The sequence below is a fragment of the Catenuloplanes nepalensis genome, assembly GCF_030811575.1.
Classification (GTDB): Bacteria; Actinomycetota; Actinomycetes; order Mycobacteriales; family Micromonosporaceae; genus Catenuloplanes; species Catenuloplanes nepalensis.
Window position 1 is genome coordinate 2,272,442 of sequence record NZ_JAUSRA010000001.1, and the last position, 23,285, is coordinate 2,295,726.

The 23,285-nt window shown below is 71.2% G+C and carries 23 protein-coding genes; 10 read left to right on the forward strand and 13 right to left on the reverse strand.

All coding sequences use genetic code 11. From position 1 onward, the window contains the following. Position 1 precedes the first annotated feature (1 nt). Entirely contained in the window at positions 2 to 400 is a 399-nt protein-coding gene (locus J2S43_RS09370; RefSeq protein WP_306828410.1) for a hypothetical protein, read from the forward strand. A 57-nt stretch (positions 401 to 457) separates the two neighbouring features. Here J2S43_RS09370 and J2S43_RS09375 read toward each other — a convergent pair whose 3' ends face one another. Then, a complete protein-coding gene (locus J2S43_RS09375; RefSeq protein WP_306839231.1) occupies positions 458 to 709 on the reverse strand; it encodes an IS66 family transposase in 252 nt (83 codons plus the stop codon). Positions 710 to 1,089: 380 nt separating this feature from the next. Between J2S43_RS09375 and J2S43_RS09380 the strand changes: the two genes are divergently transcribed. Next, the gene (locus J2S43_RS09380; RefSeq protein WP_306828411.1) at positions 1,090 to 2,268 is read left to right on the forward strand and encodes a cytochrome P450; all 1,179 of its coding nucleotides are present in this window, start codon (positions 1,090 to 1,092) and stop codon (positions 2,266 to 2,268) included. 147 nt (positions 2,269 to 2,415) lie between these two features. Then, a complete protein-coding gene (locus tag J2S43_RS09385) occupies positions 2,416 to 2,982 on the forward strand; it encodes a DinB family protein (protein WP_306828412.1) in 567 nt (188 codons plus the stop codon). 10 nt (positions 2,983 to 2,992) lie between these two features. Here J2S43_RS09385 and J2S43_RS09390 read toward each other — a convergent pair whose 3' ends face one another. Beyond that, a complete protein-coding gene (locus J2S43_RS09390; protein ID WP_306828414.1) occupies positions 2,993 to 3,631 on the reverse strand; it encodes a TetR family transcriptional regulator in 639 nt (212 codons plus the stop codon). A gap of 91 nt (positions 3,632 to 3,722) precedes the next feature. Here J2S43_RS09390 and J2S43_RS09395 point away from each other — a divergent pair, with 91 nt between their 5' ends. After that, on the forward strand, positions 3,723 to 4,550 hold the full coding sequence (locus J2S43_RS09395) for an SDR family NAD(P)-dependent oxidoreductase (RefSeq protein WP_306828415.1): 828 nt from the start codon (positions 3,723 to 3,725) through the stop codon (positions 4,548 to 4,550). 49 nt (positions 4,551 to 4,599) lie between these two features. Here J2S43_RS09395 and J2S43_RS09400 read toward each other — a convergent pair whose 3' ends face one another. Together J2S43_RS09400 and J2S43_RS09405 are read right to left on the reverse strand one after the other, a co-directional pair. Then, positions 4,600 to 5,535, reverse strand: coding sequence for an acyltransferase domain-containing protein (locus J2S43_RS09400; protein ID WP_306828416.1), 936 nt, complete (start codon positions 5,533 to 5,535; stop codon positions 4,600 to 4,602). Between the two features lie 55 nt (positions 5,536 to 5,590). Next, positions 5,591 to 6,463, reverse strand: a complete 873-nt coding sequence (locus J2S43_RS09405; protein ID WP_306828417.1) for an alpha/beta fold hydrolase — start codon at positions 6,461 to 6,463, stop codon at positions 5,591 to 5,593. A gap of 131 nt (positions 6,464 to 6,594) precedes the next feature. Here J2S43_RS09405 and J2S43_RS09410 point away from each other — a divergent pair, with 131 nt between their 5' ends. Continuing rightward, a complete protein-coding gene (locus tag J2S43_RS09410; RefSeq protein WP_306828418.1) occupies positions 6,595 to 7,593 on the forward strand; it encodes a 5'-3' exonuclease in 999 nt (332 codons plus the stop codon). A 151-nt stretch (positions 7,594 to 7,744) separates the two neighbouring features. Here the strand turns inward: J2S43_RS09410 and J2S43_RS09415 are convergent, their stop codons facing one another. The 3 genes from J2S43_RS09415 to J2S43_RS09425 all read right to left on the reverse strand — a co-directional run bounded on the left by J2S43_RS09415 (position 7,745) and on the right by J2S43_RS09425 (position 10,832). Then, positions 7,745 to 9,316 (reverse strand): outer membrane protein assembly factor BamB family protein, encoded by a 1,572-nt coding sequence (locus J2S43_RS09415; protein WP_306828420.1) that lies wholly within the window; start codon positions 9,314 to 9,316, stop codon positions 7,745 to 7,747. Between the two features lie 89 nt (positions 9,317 to 9,405). Beyond that, complete coding sequence (locus tag J2S43_RS09420; protein WP_306828421.1) at positions 9,406 to 9,864, reverse strand: hypothetical protein; 459 nt, start codon at positions 9,862 to 9,864, stop codon at positions 9,406 to 9,408. A 137-nt stretch (positions 9,865 to 10,001) separates the two neighbouring features. Then, a complete protein-coding gene (locus tag J2S43_RS09425) occupies positions 10,002 to 10,832 on the reverse strand; it encodes a hypothetical protein (protein WP_306828422.1) in 831 nt (276 codons plus the stop codon). Positions 10,833 to 10,958: 126 nt separating this feature from the next. On the opposite strand from J2S43_RS09425, the gene J2S43_RS09430 reads away from it, so the two are divergent. The 3 genes from J2S43_RS09430 to J2S43_RS09440 all read left to right on the forward strand — a co-directional run bounded on the left by J2S43_RS09430 (position 10,959) and on the right by J2S43_RS09440 (position 15,012). Further along, entirely contained in the window at positions 10,959 to 11,831 is an 873-nt protein-coding gene (locus J2S43_RS09430) for a cyclase family protein (protein ID WP_306828423.1), read from the forward strand. Between the two features lie 36 nt (positions 11,832 to 11,867). Beyond that, positions 11,868 to 12,329 carry a hypothetical protein gene (locus tag J2S43_RS09435; RefSeq protein WP_306828424.1) on the forward strand — a complete coding sequence of 154 codons (462 nt, stop codon included), beginning with the start codon at positions 11,868 to 11,870 and terminating at the stop codon, positions 12,327 to 12,329. 784 nt (positions 12,330 to 13,113) lie between these two features. Beyond that, positions 13,114 to 15,012 carry a glycoside hydrolase family 5 protein gene (locus J2S43_RS09440; RefSeq protein ID WP_306828425.1) on the forward strand — a complete coding sequence of 633 codons (1,899 nt, stop codon included), beginning with the start codon at positions 13,114 to 13,116 and terminating at the stop codon, positions 15,010 to 15,012. 102 nt (positions 15,013 to 15,114) lie between these two features. Here J2S43_RS09440 and J2S43_RS09445 read toward each other — a convergent pair whose 3' ends face one another. Continuing rightward, complete coding sequence (locus tag J2S43_RS09445; protein WP_306828426.1) at positions 15,115 to 15,717, reverse strand: response regulator transcription factor; 603 nt, start codon at positions 15,715 to 15,717, stop codon at positions 15,115 to 15,117. Beyond that, a complete protein-coding gene (locus J2S43_RS09450; RefSeq protein ID WP_306828427.1) occupies positions 15,714 to 16,823 on the reverse strand; it encodes a sensor histidine kinase in 1,110 nt (369 codons plus the stop codon). The genes J2S43_RS09445 and J2S43_RS09450 overlap by 4 nt, the downstream gene beginning before the upstream one ends. Before the next feature lie 146 nt (positions 16,824 to 16,969). Here J2S43_RS09450 and J2S43_RS09455 point away from each other — a divergent pair, with 146 nt between their 5' ends. Next, complete coding sequence (locus J2S43_RS09455; protein WP_306828428.1) at positions 16,970 to 17,839, forward strand: ABC transporter ATP-binding protein; 870 nt, start codon at positions 16,970 to 16,972, stop codon at positions 17,837 to 17,839. Positions 17,840 to 17,856: 17 nt separating this feature from the next. Then, on the forward strand, positions 17,857 to 18,576 hold the full coding sequence (locus J2S43_RS09460; RefSeq protein WP_306828430.1) for an ABC transporter permease: 720 nt from the start codon (positions 17,857 to 17,859) through the stop codon (positions 18,574 to 18,576). Positions 18,577 to 19,534: 958 nt separating this feature from the next. On the opposite strand, the gene J2S43_RS09465 is transcribed toward J2S43_RS09460, so the two are convergent. The 4 genes from J2S43_RS09465 to J2S43_RS09480 form a co-directional block, all read right to left on the reverse strand. Beyond that, positions 19,535 to 20,488 (reverse strand): MerR family transcriptional regulator, encoded by a 954-nt coding sequence (locus tag J2S43_RS09465; RefSeq protein ID WP_306828431.1) that lies wholly within the window; start codon positions 20,486 to 20,488, stop codon positions 19,535 to 19,537. A gap of 589 nt (positions 20,489 to 21,077) precedes the next feature. Beyond that, positions 21,078 to 21,665, reverse strand: coding sequence for an HAD family hydrolase (locus J2S43_RS09470; protein WP_306828432.1), 588 nt, complete (start codon positions 21,663 to 21,665; stop codon positions 21,078 to 21,080). A gap of 49 nt (positions 21,666 to 21,714) precedes the next feature. Continuing rightward, positions 21,715 to 22,434 (reverse strand): RibD family protein, encoded by a 720-nt coding sequence (locus tag J2S43_RS09475; RefSeq protein ID WP_306828434.1) that lies wholly within the window; start codon positions 22,432 to 22,434, stop codon positions 21,715 to 21,717. A gap of 55 nt (positions 22,435 to 22,489) precedes the next feature. Next, positions 22,490 to 22,828, reverse strand: coding sequence for a hypothetical protein (locus tag J2S43_RS09480; RefSeq protein WP_306828435.1), 339 nt, complete (start codon positions 22,826 to 22,828; stop codon positions 22,490 to 22,492). Between the last annotated feature and the right edge of the window lie 457 nt (positions 22,829 to 23,285).

The window sequence follows — 23,285 nt, forward strand, 5'->3', positions numbered from 1 at the left end:
GATGAAATTTCCGCTCAGATATAATCGGCGCTTCAAGGTGTGGTCATACCAGGTGAGTCACAATGTCCTCCTGCTCAGGAGTAATAGTGGGCGGGGCTTTGTCGACCGTGTCGACGTGATGTTCAGGGACGTGGCGGCCTTCCGGCTACGACGTACCTATGAAAACCTGGCCGTCGATCTCGTGCCGGCGAGTGACGCCTTCGGCCTTCTCGGGGGCGACATGGAGACTGTCGAATTTGACTCGTATGTCTTCTCTGTCGGTGCAGTGGGAGGGGTATCGGGCTTTGTTGTCGCAGGAACCTGTCACTTCGCCGAAGATGATATGGAGTACGGCGAACCCAGTGCGATTGATCATTCTGAATTCGCGAGCCGGGTGACGCGCTCCGGTAACTTCCCGTAGCACTGTGCGGGTGTGGCCGGGTGGTGTCGCAGAGCCGTAACTACTCAGGTCCGCTAATTACGGGGATCCATGGCTGGCCGGACGTGAGTTGGACGAGGGCGTCGTAGAGGTTGATGCTGTGTTTGGTGGCGGTGGCGAGGTATGAGCGCAGGTGGCAGAGTGTTCGGCGCCGGTGAGGGTCCGCATGCTGCCGGAGATTTTCTGCCGGATTTTGACCATGCGAACTTCGCGTTCGGCCGCGTTGTTGTCGAACGGGCAGTCTCGCGGGTTTCGGGCAAAGCGCAGGTAGTCGTCGATGCGGTCAGGCATCCGGCGGGCCAGCGCGGCCAGTTTCCTGCCGATCTGGGTGTCCTGGCTGGTGTGGTCCTTGACCCCGACCAGGGCAGCGTGGCGGAACGAGGCGATCCCGGCGGCCAGAACCTGCCTGGATGACGGTTGGCGTAGAGAACCGCCATCGTCCACTAAGGAAGGCCGTCTTCACGTACCGGTACCTGACTCACGCGTACTGTGACCTGCGACAGCAAAGATCAACTAACTTTGCTTTGGCTCTGGGTGGTGTCGCGAGGATTTCGCGTGAGATCGAGATGGTGTTTGTGGCGCCGCCGGTTGCGGGATTGTGTGATCTGCGGCGGTTCGGCGGGATATCATGCTCCGACTCCGTCCAGGCCCTTGGAGAGCAGGTAGCTGCCGTGACCGAACGCCCCCGGACGCTACTTGCCGCTGCCCGGCCGGAGGTCCAGCGGGACATCTACGGGTTCTACGACCGCCTCCGCGACGCCGATCCCTGCTACTGGGACCGTGTCCTCAGCGCCTGGGTGGTGACCAGCCATGAACTGGTCAGCGCCGCCGCGAACGACGCCCGCCTGTCCTCCGTCCGGTTCCCGGATCCGGAGGACGTGACGAGCGACCTCCGCGATTTCGCCACCGTGATCAGCCGGACCATGCTCTACCGGGACGCGCTGGAGCACACCCGCCTTCGCAAGGCGGCCAGCCGCACCTTCACGGCCCGGTCCGTCGAGGCGCTGCGGCCGATGATCACGCAGGCGGTCCACGAGATCATCGACGACGTGCTGCCGCGCGGGCGGATGGACATGGTGGCCGATCTCGCGGTGCCGTTGCCGTTCAACGCGATCTGCGCGCTCGTCGCCGTACCGGCGGGGGATCGTGAGCGGTTGCTCTCCTGGTCGAATGACGTGGCGGTTGCCTTCGGCAACGCGCGGCTGACGGCGGAGGAGAAGGCGGCCACGGATCGTGGGATCCGTGGCATGGCCGAGTATTTCGACACGCTGATCGACCGCCCGGAGGCGCTGCTGCGCGCCGGCGACCTGGACCGGGACGAGGCGGTCGCGAACACGATCCTGCTGCTGCTCGCCGGCCACGAGACCACCACGCACTTCCTCGGCAACGCGCTCCTCGCGCTGCTGCGGAACCCGGGCCAGATCCCGGCGCTCACCGAGGACCCGGCGACCGCGCTCGAGGAGTTGCTGCGCTACGACAGCCCGCTCCCGATGATCCTTCGCCGCGCCACCGAGGACCTGGAGCTCGGCGGCAAGCGGGTCGAGAAGGGACAGCCGATCCTGCTGGTCTGCGGCGCCGCGAACCGGGACGGCGCCGCGTTCCCGGACCCGCACACGCTCGACCTCGCCCGCACCGGCCCGGCCCGGCACCTCGCCTTCGGCCACGGCCGGCACTTCTGCATCGGTTCCGGCCTGGCCCGCCTGGAGGGCGACATCGTCCTCCGCGCACTGCTGAACCGCCTGCCCGGCCTGCGGCTCGCGGACAACGACACGGAGCCGGCCTGGCGGCCCAGCCTCAACTTCCGCGGCCTCGACCGCCTCATCGTGGAGTGGGACGCCCGTCAGATCTGATTCCACATCATTTTCCCGCTTCCGGCGTGGCCGGTTCCCGGTGCTCCCGCGGGCACCGGTCGGCCGCGGGCGGCCTCCCTGCCGGTGGGGCGGGTGGTCCCGGAAAACCCCGTTGCGCGCGGCGGCCGGAGGCGGCATCGTGGCGGGATGGCGGAGCAGCGTGTGGTCGGGTTCGGTGGGATGTTCCTGAAGCCGGAGGACGACCCGCGCACGGCGGGCAATCCGGTCGGTGAGCTGGCCACGATCCGGGAGTACCTGACGAACTACCGGCTCACGCTGGAGCTGAAGTGCCGTGATCTGACGCCGGAGCAGCTGGCCACGCGGTCGGTGCCGCCGTCCACGATGAGTCTGCTCGGCCTGGTGCGGCACATGGCCCGGGTCGAGCACAACTGGTTCCACCGGGTGCTGCGCGGCCACCGGGACGTGCCGCGCATCTACTGGAGCCCGGACGACGAGGACCTCGACTTCGACGAGGTGACGGGCACCCCGGAGGCGGTCGCGGACGCGTTCGGGTCGTGGCGCGCGCAGGTCATCGACGCCGACGCCTGGCTGGACGGGATCACCGAGGCCGACCTGGGCACCGAGAAGGTCACCGCGCACGGCGAGCCGGTCGCGGTCCGCGACGTCCTCATTCACATGATCGAGGAGTACGCCCGGCATTGCGGCCACGCCGATCTGCTGCGCGAGTGCGTCGACGGCCGCACCGGCCAGTAGTGGCCCTTGATCAGCGGCGCGCGCCGGCCAGGATGTAGGCGAGGCCGCGGGCGTAGTAGTCCTCCTCGTCCGCGAGGCCGAGGAAGTGGTCCGCGGTCTCGGTCAGGTGGGGGTAGGCGGCCGGGTCGAGCGACTTCAGCCGGCCGCGCTTCGCCGTGACCAGCGCTTCGCGCGCGGCCGGGTCGTGCACGGCGAGGTCGCCGGGGCGGTTGACGGCCAGGTTGACGATGCCGTTGAGGATGAACATGCTCAGCTGGGCCGCGGCGATCGGGGAGTGGCCCTCCGCGCGGAGCAGCCCGATGGTGCGTTCGGAGAGCGTGATGCCGGCGTCCGTCCGCATGAAGCGGACCGGCGTGATCCCGGCCAGGCCGGGGTGTGCGAGCAGCGCCCGCAGCAGGCCGGCCGCCATCGCGTCCAGGCCGTCGGCCTCCGGCGGGACGGCCTCGGACAGCAGCCGTTCGACCAGCTCGTCGAGCAGCGCGTCCTTGTCCTTGAAGTGCCAGTAGAGCGCCATCGGCGTGACCTTGAGGTCGGCCGCGAGCTTGCGCAGCGACAGCGCGTCGACGCCGTCCCGGTCCGCGATCGCCATCGCGCCGTCGAGGATCTGGCCGCGGTCGAGGCGGGCGGAGGCGGGCGGTCGTGGACTCACGTGATCACTTTACACCGTAGAGGGGAGTGGTCTACAGTCACCGACTGTACGGTGTAAATTTACGGCGTACAGTTGAGAGTGGAGGACAGCCATGTCACAGACCGTGCTCGTCACCGGGAGTTCGTCCGGCTTCGGCCGCGCCGCGGTGCACCGCTTCCTCGACCAGGGATGGAACGTCGTCGCCACGCTGCGCGACCCGTCCCGCTGGACCGGCGCGCCGGACGGTCGGCTGCTCGTCACCGCGCTGGACGTCCGCGACACGGCCTCGGTGCTGGCGGGCGTGGCCGCGGCGGTGGAGCGGTTCGGCCGGATCGACTGCGTGGTCAACAACGCGGGCGTCGGCCTGTTCGCGGTCTTCGAGGGCACGCCGGAGCGGATCATCGAGGACGTCGTCGACACGAATCTGTACGGGCCGATGCGCGTCATCCGCGCGGTGCTGCCCCACTTCCACCGGCAGGGCGGCGGGCGGATCGTCAACGTCACGTCCAGCAACGTCACCGTCCCATCCACGCTGATGGCGGCCTACAGCGCGTCCAAGGGCGGGCTGCACGGCTTCTCCGAGGCGATCAGCTACGAGCTGAGCCTCCGGAACGTCGAGGTCAAGGTGGTCGAGCCGGGGCTCTCCCCGGGCACCAACTTCGTCGGGCAGACCACCGCGCGGTTCGGCTCCTCCGAGGTGCCGGCGCCGTACGCCGCCTACGTCCAGGAGCGGGCGGCCACGTTCGACGCGCCGCCGCCGCCCGGATACTTCGCCACCGACGACGACGTCGCGGCCGCGATCCACGAGGCGGCCGTCGACGAGACCGGCCGGTTCCGCTGGCGGGTCGGCGCCGACGCGCTCGACTTCGCCCGCGCCCGCCAGGCCTCCGACGAGGACTACGACGCCTGGCGCCGCTCCCACTTCGCACCGGCGCGGTGAGATCCGGCCCGGCCGGGGCTGCCCCGGCCGGGCTCCGGCACCCGGGGGGTCAGACGGGGAAGGTGCCGCGGCGCCACTGCCAATGGCGGCCGGAGCGGAGGTGGTCGATGACGGCACGCTGGAGCGCGGTGTCGCGCGGCAGCCGGTCGAGCGGCGTGGTCAGCGAGCGGAACACGAAGCGGCGCACCTCCAGGTCCGCGTCCAGCCCTTCCGGCGCCTCGTACGGATCGAGCGTGAACCGGTCCTGGAACCGGATGATGTTCGAATCCGCCGGCAGGTACTCGCGCAGCTGCGGGTCGAGCAGCCACGACCCGCAGGAGAACGCGGTGTAGGACTCGTCCGGGAAGTGCCGCGGGAAGAACGCGCGCCCCGCGTCCAGCGACGCCGTGATCGCCTCCGGCGTGAGCGGACCCGCGTCCGGGATGTGCAGCCCGATCGTGCCGTCGCCACGGTGGTGCTGCAACCGGCCCAGCTCGTAGAGGCCACCGCGCACGTGCAGCGTCAGCCAGGCCTGCATGACCGGCCAGCCCTCGCGGTTCATCCGGCGATCGATCGCGAGGTTGCGGCCCAGGTCGGCCAGCGTCGCCCAGGACACGGCCTCGGGCACGCCGTGCGCGCGGTGATAGTCCAGGGCGACGCCGGTCAGCGCCAGGTACGCGTACACGTAGAGGTGCCGCCAGGCCGGGCCCCGGTCGCGCGGCAGCTCCGGGCCGGGCAGCAGCCAGTCGTAGCCGCCGAGGTCCGCCCGGACCAGCGCGATCGAGCGGTCCAGCAGCCAGCGGAGCTCCGGCTCCCACCGGTCGGAAGGCCAGCCCGCCATGATCTCGGCCGCGTCGTCCGGCCGCACCGCCAGCCGGTCGAGCATCGCGGGCCCGTCCGCGCGATCGGGCAGCGGCGCCGACGGAAGGTCACCGGCGATCCGGTGCACGCGTGCGATGTCCTCGACCGGCACGCCGAGCCGGGCCGCGATGTCCTCGGAGTTCACGCGGACGACCCTACCGGCCGTGGCCGGATCGGGGGACGCCGCGATCATGGAGACTTCAGGCGTGCTCCAGCACCTCGCGCAGCCGGGCCGCGAACTCCGGCGGCTTGCCCGCGTAGCCGAAACCGCCGCCGAGGAAGCCGCCGTGGTGGCTCGGGAACACGGTCGCGCCCTGGCCCAGCAGCGCGGCCGTGGCCAGCGCGGTCCTGCCCGTGTATGTGTCGCCGGTCTCCTCGCCGACCGCGATCACCACCCGGGTGGACGCGCCGGTCAGCGCGGCCACGTCCGGCCGGTAGTCGGTGATCGCCCAGGACGCCGCGGACAGCAGCGGGTCCTCGCGGGTGCCGTCGTCGTCGGCCGGCATGCCGAACGCGGCCGGGTCCGGCGCGGGCTGCGCGAAGTAGTCCTCGGTGAACTCGCCCTGCCAGGACGTCATCGCCATGAACGCGGCCATCCCGGCGCCCCAGCCACCCTTCTGATACGCATCGTGGAACGCGTTCCGCGCCCGCTCGGCCGCGGCCGCGTCCGGCAGCACCGAGTTGATCGGCGGCTCGTGCGCCACCAGCGTCACCACGTCGCCCGGGTGGCGGGTGACCAGCTCCAGCCCGGTCACGGCGCCGCCGCTGCTGGCGAAGATCTCGACCGGCCCGGCGCCGAGCGCCTCGATCAGCAGGTGCAGATCCTCGGCCTGGCGCTGCGGCGTGTGTGTCACCTCGCCGTCCGTGCGGACGCTCCGGCCCAGCCCTCGCGGGTCGTAGGTGACCACGGTCCGGTCCGGGAAGTGGCTCGCCAGGTCCTCGAAGCCCTCGGCTGACATCGGTTGCCCGATCATCAGCAGCACCGGGCGGCCCTCCGCCGGGGGCAGCGGCCCACGCACGTCATATGCCAGCTCGGCGCCGGGCACGGCCAGCGTCCGCGTCTGCGTCGTCATGCGCCCGAGCCTACGTCCGCCCGGGGGAACGCGGGGGGCGGAATCGCGCACGGTCCCCGTAGGGGGCCGCCCACGCCACATCGCCCACCTCGCTCCGGCTGGCACGCCGGCGCGGGCGCTAGGCTTTGCGGGTGCCGAACCCGTCGCCGCTGCTGCTCGTGCTGGACGGGAACAGCCTGATTCACCGGACCTACCACGCGGGCGCGGGGGATCCGGGCGACCTGGAGGCGTGGGCACTGCGCGGTTTCGCCCGGTATGCCGCCCGGGCGGTCTCCCGGCTGCGGCCGGACGCGATCGTGGTCGGCTTCGACTGCCCGGAGTCGTCCTCGCGCCGGCTCGACTACCCGGCCTACAAGGCGCAGCGGCCGGACAAACCGGGTGACCTGGTCGCCCAGCTGGCCGCCGCGCCGGAGCTGCTGCGCGCGGCCGGGCTCTGCACCGTGATCCCGGCCGGGTTCGAGGCGGACGACGTGCTGGCCAGCTCCGCCGCGCACGCGCGCCGGGCCGGGTGGCGCTCGATCCTGATGACCAGTGACCGGGACGCGTTCGCGCTGATCGACGACGTGACCTCGGTGCTGCGGCTGCGCAACGGCGGCTTCGGCGAGGCCGTGCTGATCGACGCGGCCGGGCTGCACGAGCTGTGCGGCGTGCATCCGCACCAATACCTGGACTACGCGGCGCTGCGCGGCGACCCGTCGGACAACCTGCCGGGCGTGCGCGGCTTCGGCGCCGCGATCTCGGCCCGGCTGCTCGCGGCGCTCGGCACGGTCGACGCGGCCTGGGACGATCTCGACACCGGCGGCCGGGCCGTGCGCGCGGCCGTGGGCGAGGTGGCGGCCGACCGGCTCGCCGCGCCGGAGTCCCGCGACGTCGTGGCCCGTAACCGCCGCCTGATGCGCATGCGCACCGACCTGCCGATCCCGCACCTGGACGGCGCCCGGCTGCCGCTGGACACCGCCCGGGTCCGCGCGGCCCTCGGTGCCGGCGGCCTCACGCTCGGTCCGGCGCTCTGGTCGCTGACCACCCGCCGCACGGTGGCACCCCGCACGCCGGAGCCGCACCCGCCGGTCTTCCGCCGCCCGGTGCGGCACCGCCGCGAACCCACGCCCGGGCAGCTGTCGCTGTTCTGACGGGCACGCGGCTCGTCACCACCGGCTGGAGACCCCACGGTCCACGGCTCGCGCCGCCGATATCGAACTGCCACCTCCATTCCTCGTGACCGCGCGACTCGCCGGCACCCCGCGGCCGGGCCCGGGGCGCCGACCGCGGGGGCGCCGCGACTCACAGCCCGAATGCCAGCAGTACGTGCCCGTGCGGGCTCGCATACGTCGGGTAGTAGCCGACCTGCACGTACACCATGCCGTTGGACACCACCGCGCCGCCGTTGCCGGAGAGCCCGCCGCCGAAGCCGGTCAGCCCGTTCACGCCGGCGAACTCGCGGACCGTGTCGAACGTCCACAGCACCGCGCCGGTCCGCGCCGAGTAGATCCGCATCTTCCCGTCCTGGCTGCCCTCGTACACCAGGCCGGGACTGCTCGTCACGGCCGGTGTGTGCGCGAGCGCGCAGGCGTCCGGGAACGCGGCCGAGCCGCCGGTGGTGCAGCCGTCCGCCGGGTTCGGCGTCCGCCACAGCAGCGCCCCGTCCGCCGGGTTCAGCGCGAAGAGCGTGCCGGGATCCGCGAACCACGTGGCCACGTACAGCCGCTGCCCGTCGTAGCTGCTGCCCCACTGGATGCCGGAGATGCCGCCGCTCGGGAACGGCTCGGACAGCTGCCGCCGCCAGGAGACCGCGCCGGTCGACGCGTCGAAGACGTGGTAGACGCCGCTCTTCTGGCCGACGCCGACCATGGTGCGCCCGTCGACCCGGAACAGGTTCGGCGTGGCGCCGATGTCGTAGTCGAGCGCGGTGCCGTCGGCCAGGCCCGGGCAGTAACCGGCCGCGTCCGGCTCGTTGCACAGCGCCCGCCAGGTGTCCGCGTTCGTGACCTGCTGCTTCCACCGCACCGCGCCGGTCCGCGCGTTCAGCGCCAGCAGCGAGTCGAAGTCGCCCGCGCTGCCGGTGTAGTTCTGGCCGGTCCCGACGTACAGCGTGCCGGTCTTCGGGTCGATGACCGGGGAACTCCAGACGCCCGCGCCGGACGGCTCGAAGCGTGCCGCGCCGCTCGGCCAGGTGCCGGTCTGCTGCGGCTCCGGCACCGTGTAGTAGCGCCAGACCTGCGCGCCGGTCCGCGCGTCGAGCGCGTCGATGTGCCCGCGGAACGTGCAGCACGGGTAGTCGGTGCCGCCCGTGTTCTCCCCACTGGACGCACCGATGTAGATCTTGCCGTCGTAGTGGAGCGGCGAGCTGGTGTGGATGCCCGCCGGATGGGTCTCCGTGTCGCGCGCCCACCGGACCCGGCCGGAGCGCGCGTCCAGCCCGTAGACGTAGCCGCGGCTGTCACCGAAGAACACCGCGCCGGCCGCGACCGTGGGACCGCCCAGCACGAAACCGACGCCGGCGCCAGGGTCGACCGAGGACGTCGCGAACGTCCAGCGGGTCGCGCCGGTCCGCGCGTCCAGCGCGTAGAACACCCCGTCCGGGCCGCCGAAGTAGATGACGCCGTCCACGACCGCGGGCTGGCTCTTCGCCGGCATCTCGCTGTCCGGGTAGGCGAACGCCCACTTCAGCTTGAGCTTCCCGGCGGTGGCCGGGGTGATCCGCCGCTCGTCCGGGTTGTGCCGGGAGCCGCGGAGGTCGCCCTGCCAGGTCGGCCAGTCACCGGAGTCTCGCGTCACCGCGGCGGCCGGGTCCGCGGTGACCGCGAGAAGTGGCACCAACGCCGCGATCGCGGCGAAACGGCGTAAGAATCGCATGTCCATCACCCCCGTACGGCGGTGTGGCGTGCGCCACAGTGGACCGCCTCGCTCAGGGTAAATGACGATCATGTTCGATGTCTTTACCCCTAGAGTGCCACGTAGACCAGCTTCACCTTCTCCTTGTCGACGCCCGGCACACCGGACCCGCCGAAGACCTCCAGCCGTACCGTCCAGGTCGTCGACGTCACGTCGCCGTACAGCATGCCGAGCTGCGCCTTGAACGCGGAGCAGTCCCGGTAGATGGCGATCTTGTCCTTGACCGGTCCCGGATGCGGCACCGCGCTGCCGACGCACAGCACCTTCTTGGCGCCGCCGGGACCGAACGCGGTCCACCGGTACCGCGTGCCCGGCACCGCCTTCTTCGCCTGCACGCCCTTGCCCACGAAGTCGATCCACACCGGCTCGCCGTGCAGCGACTGCTTCGTCAGCGGCCCGGCCGGCTTCGTGATCGTCGCGGTCGGCGGCGCCAGCACGCCCGCCTGTGCCGCCGTCGCACTCAGCGTCGCCGCCATTACTCCCGCCGCGACTGCCGCGATGGCTCTCATCTCGTCCCCCTGTCGTGATGTCCACCGGACCCGCCGGCCCGGCCCTCCCAGCTCAGCCCGCCGCCGCACGCCGCCACCCCCGAACCCGCAGAAACTGGCCGTACGGCGGATGGCCCGCCGACCGGACGGATCGAAAGTCACGGGAGAGTCCTCCGGCGCCTGTCGCGCTTGCCCGTGGCGGCGAGCGCGAGTGCGCCCAGGAGGACCAGCGCGAGACCGAGCACGAACAGCACCGTCGCCCGGCCGCCCGTGATCGGCAGGCCACCGCCGCCACCGCTGCCCTTGGGCAGCGCCGCGGTCAGCGTGCGCGTCTCCCCGGCCGGATCGACGCCCCGCGCGAGCAACGTGACCACCCCGTCCGGCGGCCTTGCGACCGCGGCGAGCCGCCCGTCCGCGTCCGCGACCGGCCCCGTCAGCGCGACCGGGCCCATGAGCGCGACCGGGCCCGCACCGCCCCGGCGATAACCGGCCACCACCACCGACGAGTGCGGCAGGAATCCGTCCCCACCGACCTCGATCCGCCCGCCGTGCCGTTCAACCATGAGATCAACAGCCTTCGCCGGTACGCGGTACGGAGCCCTCGGCGCTCCCGCCGTGACCCGGGCCGGAGCGTAGGCGGGCACGCTCGTCCCGTTCGACCGCACGCCCACCCGATAGGAAACCCCGGCCCGCACACCCAGCACGCACCCGAACGTCCGCCAGTCCAGCGTGCCGCAGTTCCCGCCACCCGGCTCCGCGAAGGCGACATAGTTCGCCACCCCGGTATCCACCGGCGGGTTCTGCCAGCTCGCCCGAATCGACGACACCCCCGCCACCGCCACCACGTCCACCGGCGGATCCGGCGCCGCGGCCGATTCCGGCGCCGCGGCCGGGGCCGGGCTTGGTTCGGTGGTCGTGGTCGGCGGCGGTGCCGTCGTGCCGAGAAGCAGGGTCGCGAGCCCGGTAGTCAGCGCCGTTCGCAGCATCACACCAGACAAAATAGACAAATTGCCTGAAGTGCCGGGTCAGCCGCGCCGTTCGCACGTCCGCCGGTGATGCAGTGAGGATCTGCCGGGATACGGCGGTTTTGTCCGTCCGCGGTAGCGTTACCGGCCATGGAGACGTTTCCCAACAACTGGGGGCGCTGGGGCGAGGACGACCAGCTCGGCGCCGTCAACCTCATCACCGCCGAGGCGCGTGCGCGCGGTGCGGCCGAGGCGCGGACCGGCCGGACCGTGTCGCTGGCGCGGGTCACACCGATCGCGCCGCTGACCGGCGGGCCGATGCTGACGTCGATGGGTGCGGCCTCGACCGGCGTGCAGACCATCATGATGTTCACCGGGGACGCGCCGATGGCGATGGCCGAAGTCATGATCGTGACGACGCACCACCCGGAGATCACCCACCTGGACGGACTGTCGCACATGGTCGCCGACGGGCAGGTCTACCCGGGCATCGCGCGGGCCGACAGCTCCGGCCCGACCGGGGTGCGGCACGGCTCGGCGGACGCGTTCGGCGACGGCATCCTGACCCGGGGCGTGCTGCTCGACCTCGCGCCCGGCGGCACGCTGCCGGACCACCACCCGGTCACCGCGGACGACCTGGACGCGGCCGCGGTACGCGGCGGAGTCGACGTCCGGTCCGGCGACGCGCTGATCGTCCGCGCCGGCTGGGACCGGGCGACCGCGGGCGACCGGAACCTGCCCGGCATGACGTCCGGCGCGGTGCGCTGGATGCACGACCACGGGATCTCGCTGTACGGCGGCGACATCGGCGACGCCCGCCCGCCCATCCCCGGCGACGTCCCCGGCGCGCTGCACCGGCTGGCCCTGACCCGGCTGGCCATCCCGCTGCTCGACGGCGTCCGGGCCGAGGAACTCGCCGCGGTCTGCGCCGAGCTGGGCCGCTACACGTTCATGCTGGTCGTGGCCGTGCCGCGGATCGCCGGCACGACCGGGCTGCCGGTCAACCCGATCGCGGTCTTCTGACATGCGGGCCGTCGTGAGCCCCGATAGCATCGGGGCATGCTGACGGCCAGGAAGTCGAGCTTCTGGCGCAACCGGTATGACATCGGTGCGGACGGCAGGGTCGTGACCACCTGGAGCAGCTCGTTCTGGCGTCAGGGCGGCGACTTCGAGCTGGACGGCCGGCCCTACCGGGTGCGCAGCTCCGTCATGGGCCGCTCGTTCACGATGACCGACGGCGGTGGCAACCCGGTCGCGGAGGCGAGCCGGGTCGGCCGCAAACGCTGGACCGTCACCGCCGGCGGCCGCACCTACCACTTCCGCCGCACCTCGTTCTGGAGCGGCGACCAGGAACTCCACGACGATGCCGGCCACCAGGGCTCGATCCGCCGCACCGGCTTCTGGCGCACCGGCGTCGTCGCCGACCTCCCCGGCCTCCCACCCCCGGTCCAGGTCTTCGTCCTCGGCGTCGTCATCTCCATGTGGAACGCCGAACAGGCCGCGGCCACCAGCGGCGGCTAGCACATCCCCACGACCGGCAGGTCCAAGACCAACAAGTTCGAGACCGGCAAGTTCAAGACCGGCAAGTTCAAGACCGGCAAACCTTTCTTCCCGCTTCCGGCGTGGTCGCGTTGCGAGTGCTCCCGCGGGCACCGGTCGTCGCCAGGGCTCCTCCCTGCATGTTGAGTGGGTGGCCGGGAAAACCCCACCACAGGAGTCGCGTTCCGCGGCTGCGGCCGCCCGGGAACGCGGCTTCCGCCGCGCCCGCGTTCCCGGCGGCGCCCCGAGCGCGAAGGTGGCGGGCCGGGAACGCGGCGGGCGGCTGGAGACCGCGGCGCGGGAGATCGCGGTCTTTTCTCAGCCAGTCACCTGGCCGGTTCTGATGCCGTGGGTGGAGCGGGGCGCCGGCGAAGAGGCGGGTCGGGATCGTGGCGCGGCAGGAAGCCGCGGCGCGGGGGACCGCGGTTCTTTTCAGCCAGTCACCTGGCCGGTTCTGATGCCGTGGGTGGAGCGGGGCACCGGCGAAGAGGCGGGTCGAGATCGTGGCGCGCGGCAGGAAGCCGCGGCGCGGGGGACCGCGCGGTTCTTCTCTCGGCCACCCACTCGACCGGCTCCGCCGCCGCGGGCGGAGCGGAGCGGAGTCGCAGCCCTCGGCGCGGTTTGCCCGCTCCGAGCATGAGGGCCGGACCGTGCCGGAAGCGGGAAGATCCCGAATGTGGTCTGTGGTCTTCCAAGGTTTCTCGCGTGTCCGGCGGCGATCCGGCCATAATGGATCGCCGTCGATGGCGAGAGGTGGGGCGGGCTCATGTCACGTCTTGTCGTGCGGGTGCTTCCCGCCGCGCTGCTGGTCCTGTCAAGTCTGACGGCGACCGAAACGCAGGCCCATGCCGGAGCCTCCCGAGCCCAGCCGCAAGCCCGAACGCAGACCCAGACCGCCGGCTGGACCGCGCCGTTGAGCACGCGTGGGCGCTACATCGTGGACGCCGCCGGTGAGCGCTTCAAGCTGAAGTCCGGGAACTGGCACGGTGCGAGCGGCACCTGGAACGGTGAGGGTGACGCCGCGGCCGACGCGAACCATCACGCCGGCGAGAACGCGCACCGGATCCCGATGGGGCTGGATCGGGCGCCGATCGACGAGATCGTGGCGAGTTTCGCGGAGCTGGGGCTGAACAGCGTGCGGCTGCCGTTCTCGAACGAGATGATCAGGGATGTGCGGCCGGTCGCGGACGCCGACGTGGCCGCGAACCCGCAGCTGCGCGGCCGGACGCCGCTGCAGGTGTACGACGCGGTCGTGACCGCGCTGACCGGCGCCGGGCTCGCGGTGATCCTGAACAATCACACGAACACCACCCGCTGGTGCTGTGGCGTCGACGGCAACGAGCGGTGGAACTCCGCGCAGGCCGCGGCCGTGTGGGAGCAGGACTGGGTGTTCATGGCGGCCCGCTACCGCGGCAATCCACGGGTGGTCGGCGCGGACCTCTACAACGAGGTGCGTCGCGACGTGCTGGACGACCCGAACTGGGGGCTCGGCGACGCGCACGACTGGTTCGCCGCGTCGCAGCGGGCCGGGGAGCGGATCCTGGCCGAGGGCAACCCGAACCTGTTGATCATCGTGGAGGGCATCAACTGGTACGGGCTGCCGGTCGACGGTTTCGACCACGGCCGGCCGACGCTGACGCCGGTGGCCCGGTTGTCACACACGCTCACCATCTCCGGCAAGCTCGTCTACTCCGCGCATTTCTACGACTACACCGGCTCGCGGCACAGCGGCGCGACCGGGATCGGCGAGACGACCGACCCGCGCTACCGCGACCTGAGCCGGGACGAGCTGTTCGCGACGCTCTACCGGGAGGCGTTCTACGTGGCGGCCGAGTCCGGCCGGCACTTCACGGCGCCGGTGTGGATCAGCGAGTTCGGCGTGGGCCCGGGCACCGGCACGGCACAGCGCGCCTGGTTCGGTGCCTTCGTCGACTACCTGATCCAGCGGGACGCGGACTTCGCGTACTGGCCGATGGCCGGCTGGACGGAGGCACGGGTCGGCAACGGCTGGGCACTGATCCACTGGGACCGGTCCGGCACCCGGAGCACGGTCCGGGACGGCGGCGACTGGCGTGCCACCGACTGGAACCGGCTGGTCGCCGCGCCCGGCCTCACCGGGCCGGTCGCACCGGTCGCGCGCTGGTCGATGCTCAGCCCGGACCACGGCGACTTCGTGCAGTCGCCGCGCATGCGGGCGGCCGGCGACTGGGACGCCGGCGCGCGCAAGGCCGCCTGCCCGGACGGTCAGCGCCTGATCGGCCTGAGCGGCGGCGGCAACCGCGGCCTGTGCACGGACTCCGGCGGCGCCGCCCCGGCGGGCGCATTCGCGGTGGTCAGGGACGAGCGGCACGTCGACCCGGACTGGGCCGGCGGATACACCAAGTTCCAATGCCCTGCCGGGCACGTGATGACGGGGTACGCCGTGCGTGGCGCCGCCGTCTCCAGCGTGCTGTGCACGGCCGCACCGGTCGGGTTCGGCGCGGGCCGGACGGTCTGGTTCGACCGCGGCGACAACCGGCCGGCCGGCGACCCGGGCGGCGAGTTCGCGCACCAGCGCCACAAGGGCCAGTGCACCGACGGCGAGTACGCGGCCGGCGTCGCCTTCACCCGCCGGATCGGCTCGTCCGGCGCCCCGGCCGCGCTGCTCTGCCGCCCGCTGGGCTGATCACGCGGCCTGCTGGCTGATCACGCGGCCTGCTGCGCTGCTCGGGCGGCCTGCTGCGCTGATCACGCGGCCTGCTGCGCTGCTCGGGCGCTGATCGCGCGGTCAGAGCCAGTCGTGCTCCCGCGCGTACCGCGCCGCCTCGTGACGCGTCTGCGTCTGGGTCTTCTGCATCGCGCTGGACAGGTAGTTGCGGACCGTGCCCGGGGCCAGGTGCAGCCGGGCCGCGATCTCCACCACCGAGTAGCCGCCGCCGGTCTCGCGCAGCGCGTCCAACTCCCGCTCGGTCAGCGGGCAGTCGTCGATCACCGCGAGCGCGGAGACGTCCGGGTCGATCCAGCGCCGCCCGGAGTGCAGCGTGCCGATCACCGACGTGATGTGCGCCGGCTCCGCGGACTTGCTGACGAATCCCTGCACGCCCAGCCGCAGCGCCTTGCGCAGCACCCCCGGCCGCGCGTGTCGGGTCAGCATCAGGATCACCTGCTCCGGCCGGGCGCGGCGAATCTCCGCGACCGCGCCGAGCCCGTCCACGCCCGGCATCTCCAGGTCGATGACGAGCACGTCCGGCCGGTGCCGCAGCGTCTCCTCGATCGCGGACGCGCCGTCGGACGCCTCCGCGAGCACGGTGATGTCGCCCTCCATCGGCAGCAGCGCGGCCATCGCCTTGCGCAGCAGCGCCTCGTCGTCGGCCAGCACCACGGTCGTCATCGCGGCTCCTCCCAGGTCGCGGCGGTGGTGAAGAGCCCGTCCCGCTGCTGGGCGACCAGCGAGCCGCCGTCGTCCGCGACCCGCTGCCGCAGCGCGGACAGCCCGCGTAACTCCGCCGGTGCGTCCCGGGCGCCTGCGTCCCGGGCGCCGTCGTTGACGATCGTGATGCCGGAGCCGGTGAGCGTGATCCGTACCTCGGTGGCGTCCGCGTGCCGGAGGATGTTCGTGGTCGTCTCGCGCAGCACCTGGCCGAGCAGCGGGCGCGCGCCCTCACCCGCGCCGTCCACGGTCACCCGGATGCCGGCCGCCTCGAACAGGTTCTTCGCGTTCTCCAGCTCGACCGTCAGGTTGAGCCGGCGCTTCGCGTACACCAGTTCCTTGGTCTGGGTGATCGTGTCGCTGACCAGCGCGTGGATCTCCTGCAACTCCTCCTCGGCCCGCGCCGGATCGGTCCGGACCAGCTTCCGCGCGAGCGCGGTCTTCAACTTCACCACGTGCAGCGTGTGCCCCTGGATGTCGTGCAGGTCGCCGGCGAAACGCACCCGCTCGCGCGCCACGGCCAGCTCCGCCTCCCGCTCGCGGGACTCCTCCAGCTCCTCGACCACGTCGTAGAACCGCTTGTTCGGGAACATGAACCCGGCCACCACCGCGGTCACGGCGGTCGGCAGCAGCACGTACCGCACCAGCGTGCCGGGCATCTCCCCGCCGTACAGCAGCGGGTGCAGCGCGCCCACGACCCCGATGTAGGCCGGCAGCGCGATCGCGGCCGCGCGCCGGAACCGGGGCAGCCGCGGCACCAGGTGCGAGCCCACGATGCACAGCCCGAAGTACGACGTCGGGCTGTCCAGCCACAGCGCGCCGACCGGCCACAGCACCACGGTCACGACCAGGCACGGCACCGCCACCCGGAACAGGTCCTGCGCGGTCCACCGCTCGAACGCCACCACCGCCGCGATCAGGCCGGTCGACAGGATCGCCACCTGCCACCAGGACGTGGCGTCCAGCGCCAGGGTCAGCGCGCCGGTCCCGACGATCGGCGGCAGGCCGGTGATCAGGTTGAGCGTGCGCAGCTGCCCCCGGGTCGCGGTCGCGCGATCGAACGTCATGCGCATGCGGCCTCCCTCGGTCCGGCGGCGGAGTCACCGCCCAGTATCGGCCGGGTTCGCGGCACCCGGCAGTGACACCGTGTCATGTCCCGGTGGTGACGTGGGCACACTGCCCGGAGACGCCGGAAACCGGTGGAATCGACGGCATGGTCATCGACGTACACAACCTGAACCTCCGATACGGCGACTTCCACGCGGTCAGGGACCTGTCCTTCCACGTGGAGCGGGGCGAGCTGTACGCGCTGCTCGGCACGAACGGCGCCGGCAAGACCTCGACGCTGGAGATCATCGAGGGCCACCGTACGCCCACGTCCGGCACGGTCACGGTGTTCGGCGCCAGCCCGCGCGACCGCCGTGCCGTCCGCCCCCGGATGGGCATCATGCTGCAGGAGAGCGGCTTCTCGCCGGACCTGACCGTGCGCGAGTCGGTGCGGCTGATCGGCGCGCTCACCGCCCGCGAGGACACGATCGACCGGGTGCTCGCGATCGTCGACCTCACCGCGAAGGCCGGCACTCTGGTGTCCCAGCTGTCCGGCGGCGAGAAGCGCCGACTCGACTTCGCGACCGCGGTCTGGGGCGCCCCGGAGCTGGTCTTCCTGGACGAGCCGACCACCGGTCTGGACATCCAGTCCCGCGACGCGCTCTGGTCCGCGGTCGACCGGCTCCGCGAGGACGGCTCCACGATCGTGCTCACCACGCACTACCTGGAGGAGGCGCAGCAGCGCGCGGACCGGATCGGCCTGATGCACAAGGGCAGGTTCCACCGCGAGGGCACGGTCTCCGAACTCACCCACACGCTGCCCTCGGTCATCCGCGTCACGCTGCCGCCCGGCACGGCCGCGCTGCCGCTGCCCGCGGCTGATCTCGGCGGCGGCCGCTGGACGATCGAGACCACCGACCTGCCCAAGGACCTCTACTTCCTGCTCGGCTGGGCGCACGACAACGCGATCGCGCTGCGCGACCTGGAGGCCGGCCAGACCAGCCTCGACGACGTCTTCCGTGCCATCGGCCGCTGATTCCGGATAGGACGATCATGCTCATCATCGCGTTCGGCGAACTCATCCAGATCTTCCGCAACCGCCTCGTCCTGGTCACCAGCCTGATCATGCCGGTCGTGGTCAGCGGCTTCTTCATCTACCGGCACGAGATCTTCGCGTCCATGGCCAGCCTCGGCTACATCGCCGCGATCGTCATGTTCACCGTGGCCGCGTTCGGCCTCTACAGCACCGCGGTCACCACGCTCGCCGGCCGCCGCCAGAACCTCTTCCTCAAGCGCCTGCGCTCCACCGCCATCAGCGACGCCGGCATCCTCACCGGCCTGCTCCTGCCGGTCACCGTGCTCGCACTGATCCAGGTCACGGCCATCCTCACGGTCCTGGCGATCGTCGCCTCCACACCCGCCAGCCCGCTGCTGCTGGTCGTGGCCGTCATCGCCACGATGGTCATGATGGTCGGACTCAGCCTCGCCACCGCCGGCCTGACCAACTCCCCGGAACACGCCCAGGTCACCACGCTGCCGGTCAGCCTCGGCGTGATCGCGGTCTCCAGCTGGGTCGGCATCACCGGCACCGCCGACCTGACCCTCCTCAAGCGCCTCCTCCCCGGCGGAGCCGCCACCGAACTCATGCTCGACGCCTGGAACGGCGGCACCCCCGTCACCGACTCCCTGATCCTCCTGGCCCCGACGCTGGGCTGGGTGGTCGTATCGATCGCGCTGGCCGGACGCCTCTTCCGCTGGGAACCACGCCGCTGACCTTTCCGCTCCCGGTGCGGCAGCGAAGGAAACCCAACCAGCCCGCGAGTCGCGGCACTTGCTGCGGCTCGCGGGTTTCGGTGCGGGCGCCGCGTGCCCGATATCTCAACGTATCGATGGATGCTGGCGGGTAGGGCGCCTGCGGCGGGCCTCGGCTCCGGGGGTCGTGGGTTCCGGCGGGGCCGGGGTCCGCTGGCCCGCAACCACTCCGGTAATCGGCAACGGAACCTCCCTTCGCCATCGAGGCTCTGCCCGAATGTCGCCATAAAGACGGCGGCAGTGGCTCTTGAAAGCGGCCACGTGTCGCAAATCGTTGTTGAAAGCGCTGGATGACAACGATTTGCGACACGTGATCAACTCTCGGCCTCGGCCATACTGAGCCTTCGGCGTCAGAGCGGGCGGCGCTCCGCAGGGGGACCTCTATATCGCAAAATTTCGGGCGCGCAGCGCCCGGACGGCCATCGTCGTTCGAACCTCGACTTCGAGAGGTCAGTATGCCGATAAAACGGGCGCGGGTTGCCTGTAACATCCGCAGGCGTGTCATCGCAGACGTGCTCCGGGCTCGCCTCTCTGCTGGCCTATCAGCGTCCGGGTGAGCGTCGAAATCCATGATCCGGGCATAGTTCAAGTCGTTGCGAACTTTCAGGGTCGAGGTTCGAGCGACGCCCACCATCCGGGCGCTGCCCGCCCCAAAATCGGGGATATAGAGGTCCTCGCCCGCGCTGCCCGCGCCCCGCCCTTCCCCCGGAGCCCGAGGCCCGCCGGAGGCGAGAACGCAACCAATCGCCGCAAAGTGCCCACCGGGAGTCCCGCTAGAGGCGAGAACGCATCCAATCGCCGCAAAGTGCCCACTCGGAGCTCCGCCGGAGGCGAAAACGCAACTGAGGAGCGCAAAAGCACCCGCCTCGAGCCGGAGGCAATCGTGGACCGGTCAGCGAAAGTACCCCGTCGGCACGGCTCAAACAGTGGCGCGGATGGCGGAAGCGAGCCAGAGGAAGGGGAAGCGCGGCTGGGGCTCGCTGATCGCGGCCACCAGTTCCAGGTAGCGGTCGAAAGGGCCGTCGCCGCCGCCGGGGCCGTCGTCGAGTTCGTCGGCGAGGACCATGTTGTCGGCGGTCTGGCGGCGGAAGCCGGGGTCGACGGGGATGCGGAGGAGGGTGGCCAGCCAGGTCACCCAGCGGTCGGCGATCAGGCGGGCCTCGGGGGAGTCCGGGGGTACGCCGTCGCGGGCCGCGTCCATGGCGGCCTGGCCGATCGGGGTGGATTCCTCGAATGCGTCCAGAATCGGGGCGGACGACATGAGCGGGCCGGCGCCGGTGGTGCAGATGTCGTGCAATTGCCGGCGGACGGCGGTGCGGATCTCGCGGTTCTGGACCAGGTCGGCCAGTTCGATCCAGGCTTCCAGTTGTGCGGTCGTGGGTTGGTCGGGCAGTTGTGGCCGGGCCGAGCGCCACCAGCCCAGGAGTTTCTCCGGCACTTCGAGGCCGGTGCTGACCTCGGCCCAGAACTCGTCGAGCAGCCGGTCGCGTTCGTCGTCGGACATGCCGGCGAGCTTGTGCATCAGCGTGACCTGTTCGGCGGTGGAGTTCTGGCGCAGGATGGTGCGGAGCACGGCGCGGCGGCTGCGCAGGCGTGCTTCCTGGCGTTCGATGAGTTCCAGGTGGGTGGTGGCCAGGTCGTGCAGCGTCTTCTCGCCGGCCAGGATGTGGCGGATCTCGTCGAGGCCGGCGTCCAGCTCGCGGAGCGTGCGCACCAGTTCGAGGCGTGCGAGGCCGGCCACGTCGTAGAGCCGGTGACCGGCGCCGTTGCTGGCCGCCGGGGCGACGATGCCCTCGTCCGCGTAGAACCGGATCGCGCTGACGCTCAGCCCGGTCCGGCGGGCGACGTCTCCGATCGCATACAACTCGTCCATCACGCCACTATGCGATCTCAAGCCGCTTGAGCCGCAAGTCTCACTGAGCTTCCGGCGTTCAGGCGAAGCCTCCGGTCCGCGCCGCTTTTTCGGCGTCCGGGTCACCGTGCGGCGGTCTCCTGGTGATGCAGGCGTCAACGACGTCATTGACGCCTGGATCAGATTGACCGGCGGCTCGCCCCGACGCCCAAAGGGCAGTACTTTACTGAGCCTTCGGCGTCAGGGTGAGCGGCGCTCGGCAATCAGCACGGAACTTCCCTCCGCCACTGAAGCCCTGTCCGAAATATCACCACAAAGGCGCCGACGGCGACTCTTGAAAGCGATCACGTGTCGCAAATCGTTGTTGAAAGCGCCGGATGACAACGATTTGCGACACGTGATCAACTCCCGGCCCGGCCATATCGAGCCTTGGATGTCGGCTTGAGCGGCGCTCCGCAGCGGCGAACCTCTAGCGTGAGACTTCGGGCGTGCAGCGCCCGGACGGCCACCGCCGCTCGAACCTCGACTCCGAATGGTCAGTAAATGGTGAAATTTCGGGCGCCGGGCGCCCGTCGGTCGGTGGGCGGATCGAGGCTCTGGCGCCGAGTGGTCAGTCGAGGCCGAGAATGGTGCGGGCGGCGGGGACGTCGGTCCAGATGTGGGCCTGCCAGCCGCGGTCGCGGGCCGCGGCGACGTTCGGTGGGCGGTCGTCGAAGAAGACGAGGTCGGTGCCGAGGGCCTTCTCGACCTCGGCGTAGATCTCCGGCTCGGGTTTGATCATGCCGAGGTCACTGGAGAAGAAGCGGTGATCGAAGCCGGCGGACCAGCGGCTCTCGCGGGCGACCCGGGCCATCGAGGCGGGCGCGTTGGACAGCAGCGCGGTGCGGACGCCGGCCGTCTGCAGCGTGGCGATCAGTTCGAGGCGCCCGGGGGCGAGTTCGGACCAGCGGCGCGCGTCGAACTCGTCGATCCGGGTGATCTCCTCGTCCGGCCAGGTGGCGCCGAGGTCCGTGGCGACCTTCCGCCAGTACTCCGTCGCGGGCATGCCACGGTCGTACTCGGAGCGGTGCCGCCAGTACGGCTCGGCGAATCGGTCGCGCGGGATGTCGAGCAGCGCGGAGAGCGGGGCCACGCCGCCCTCGGCCGCGGTGAGCACCCCGCCGATGTCGAAGACCACCGGCGGCAGATCAAGTTCCACAGGCCGCACGATACCCCCGGATACCGCCCGCACCCCCGATAACGGCCGCTCAGGCGGGTGAGAGCGCGGGTGAGAGCGCGGGTGAGAGCGCGGGTGAGAGCGCGGGTGAGAGCGCATAGCGCAGCAGGACGACGTCGCCGATCGGGGTGACGTCCGTGAGGCGTGCGCGATGTGCCGGGTTCCACGGGAACGAACCGTCGCCGACGAAGCGCGGTGCCCGCGGGTCGCCGACGAAGAACGGTGCGATCACCAGCTGCAACTCGTCGGCCAGGCCCGCGGTGAGGAACAGCGTGTGCATCGTCGTCCCGCCCTCGACCATGAGCCGCCGGATGCCGCGTTCCGCGAGGTCGGCGAGGATCAGCGCGGGGTCGATCACGTCGACGACCGTGGCGGCGTCGCCCAGGTTCTGCCGCGTCCGGGCGGCCACCGGCGTCGCCGCGTAGACGATCTTCTCGCAGTCGCCGTCCGTGAAGAACCGTGCGGCCGGGTCGAGGTTCCCGCTTCGGGTGATCGTCACCTTCGCCGGCGTCGGCGGGAGGCCCCGGGCCACCCTTGCGGATCGGCGGGTCGGCGACCGTACCAGCAGGCGGGGGTTGTCGTTCTTGATCGTCGCGGGCCCGGCCAGGATCGCGTCGCAGCGGGAGCGCTCGTCGTCGACCCGGTCGAAGTCGGCGTCGTTGGACAGCAGCAGCCGGTCCGGGGTCGCGTCGTCGATGTAGCCGTCGATCGACGCGGCGCAGCTGAGCAGGACGTACGGGCGTTCGGTCACTGCTACATGCTGCACCAGCCCGGGGCGGCCGAGGCCACCCCGGGCGCGCGATCGGTCAGGCGGTCGTGCCGCAGGTGAGCATGGCGCTCGCGACCTGGTCGCCGGTGAGGTTCCAGTTGGTGAAGCTGACCGTCACGGTGAAGCCGGTCCGGCCGAGCTCCACCGCGGTCACGTTCGGCGAGCTGTTGTTGTACCAGCTCTTGAAGTACGGGTAGCTGTCCGGGCAGCGGATGTCGTAGGCGTTGGTGGCGAAGTGGTTGATGACGACGGGCCGGCTCGCGACCTTGATGTCGACGGCGGACGGTGCGGCCGCGGCGGGCGCGGCGAGCAGTGCGGTGGACAGGCCGAGCACGGTGGCGATCAGCCCGGTGGCGGCGAGGAGACGGTTCTTCATGGTGCGTCCTTCCGGAGAGGGTGGAACGTTGACGCCGATGACCGTCACATCTCCGGCCCCGCCCGCGGTTCGGGAAACCGACAGCGTTCCTGTCGGCAACAGCGGCCATCCCCGGGTATCAATGTGGCGATCAGCGCTGATACCTATACGTGACGCAGGTCACGTCACTCAAGGTCATTGGAATCGTCGGTTGTTGCGGGCTGGTTACGCGGGGCTGTGAGGATTAAAGGCCTGGTGACCGCGCCCGGTAGCGCTCCCACGCCGCTGCGTTGCTCCGTGACGTACGGTCCGGTAATCCGCGAAATCCGCGATGAGCTGCGGCGATGATGTCGGGCGCGGAACGCGCTTTTCCATTAGGGACCTTTACTTTTGTCGATGTGGTGCTTAGGTTTGTCGGCGTCTGACAAAAGTCATCAGGTTCGATAGGTCGGTGTGCGGTGACGCTCCGCGACCGGCT

Bases quoted from the DNA above. Each gene is read 5' to 3' on its own strand.
- J2S43_RS09465 (WP_306828431.1), bottom strand. From the start codon at position 20,488: ATGGACGAGTTGTATGCGATCGGAGACGTCGCCCGCCGGACCGGGCTG.
- J2S43_RS09445 (WP_306828426.1), bottom strand. From the start codon at position 15,717: ATGACGACCGTGGTGCTGGCCGACGACGAGGCGCTGCTGCGCAAGGCG.
- J2S43_RS09430 (WP_306828423.1), top strand. From the start codon at position 10,959: ATGGAGACGTTTCCCAACAACTGGGGGCGCTGGGGCGAGGACGACCAG.
- J2S43_RS09450 (WP_306828427.1), bottom strand. From the start codon at position 16,823: ATGACGTTCGATCGCGCGACCGCGACCCGGGGGCAGCTGCGCACGCTC.
- J2S43_RS09455 (WP_306828428.1), top strand. From the start codon at position 16,970: ATGGTCATCGACGTACACAACCTGAACCTCCGATACGGCGACTTCCAC.
- J2S43_RS09440 (WP_306828425.1), top strand. From the start codon at position 13,114: ATGTCACGTCTTGTCGTGCGGGTGCTTCCCGCCGCGCTGCTGGTCCTG.
- J2S43_RS09385 (WP_306828412.1), top strand. From the start codon at position 2,416: ATGGCGGAGCAGCGTGTGGTCGGGTTCGGTGGGATGTTCCTGAAGCCG.
- J2S43_RS09460 (WP_306828430.1), top strand. From the start codon at position 17,857: ATGCTCATCATCGCGTTCGGCGAACTCATCCAGATCTTCCGCAACCGC.
- J2S43_RS09370 (WP_306828410.1), top strand. From the start codon at position 2: ATGAAATTTCCGCTCAGATATAATCGGCGCTTCAAGGTGTGGTCATAC.
- J2S43_RS09435 (WP_306828424.1), top strand. From the start codon at position 11,868: ATGCTGACGGCCAGGAAGTCGAGCTTCTGGCGCAACCGGTATGACATC.
- J2S43_RS09375 (WP_306839231.1), bottom strand. From the start codon at position 709: ATGCCTGACCGCATCGACGACTACCTGCGCTTTGCCCGAAACCCGCGA.
- J2S43_RS09405 (WP_306828417.1), bottom strand. From the start codon at position 6,463: ATGACGACGCAGACGCGGACGCTGGCCGTGCCCGGCGCCGAGCTGGCA.
- J2S43_RS09395 (WP_306828415.1), top strand. From the start codon at position 3,723: ATGTCACAGACCGTGCTCGTCACCGGGAGTTCGTCCGGCTTCGGCCGC.
- J2S43_RS09480 (WP_306828435.1), bottom strand. From the start codon at position 22,828: ATGAAGAACCGTCTCCTCGCCGCCACCGGGCTGATCGCCACCGTGCTC.
- J2S43_RS09420 (WP_306828421.1), bottom strand. From the start codon at position 9,864: ATGAGAGCCATCGCGGCAGTCGCGGCGGGAGTAATGGCGGCGACGCTG.
- J2S43_RS09415 (WP_306828420.1), bottom strand. From the start codon at position 9,316: ATGCGATTCTTACGCCGTTTCGCCGCGATCGCGGCGTTGGTGCCACTT.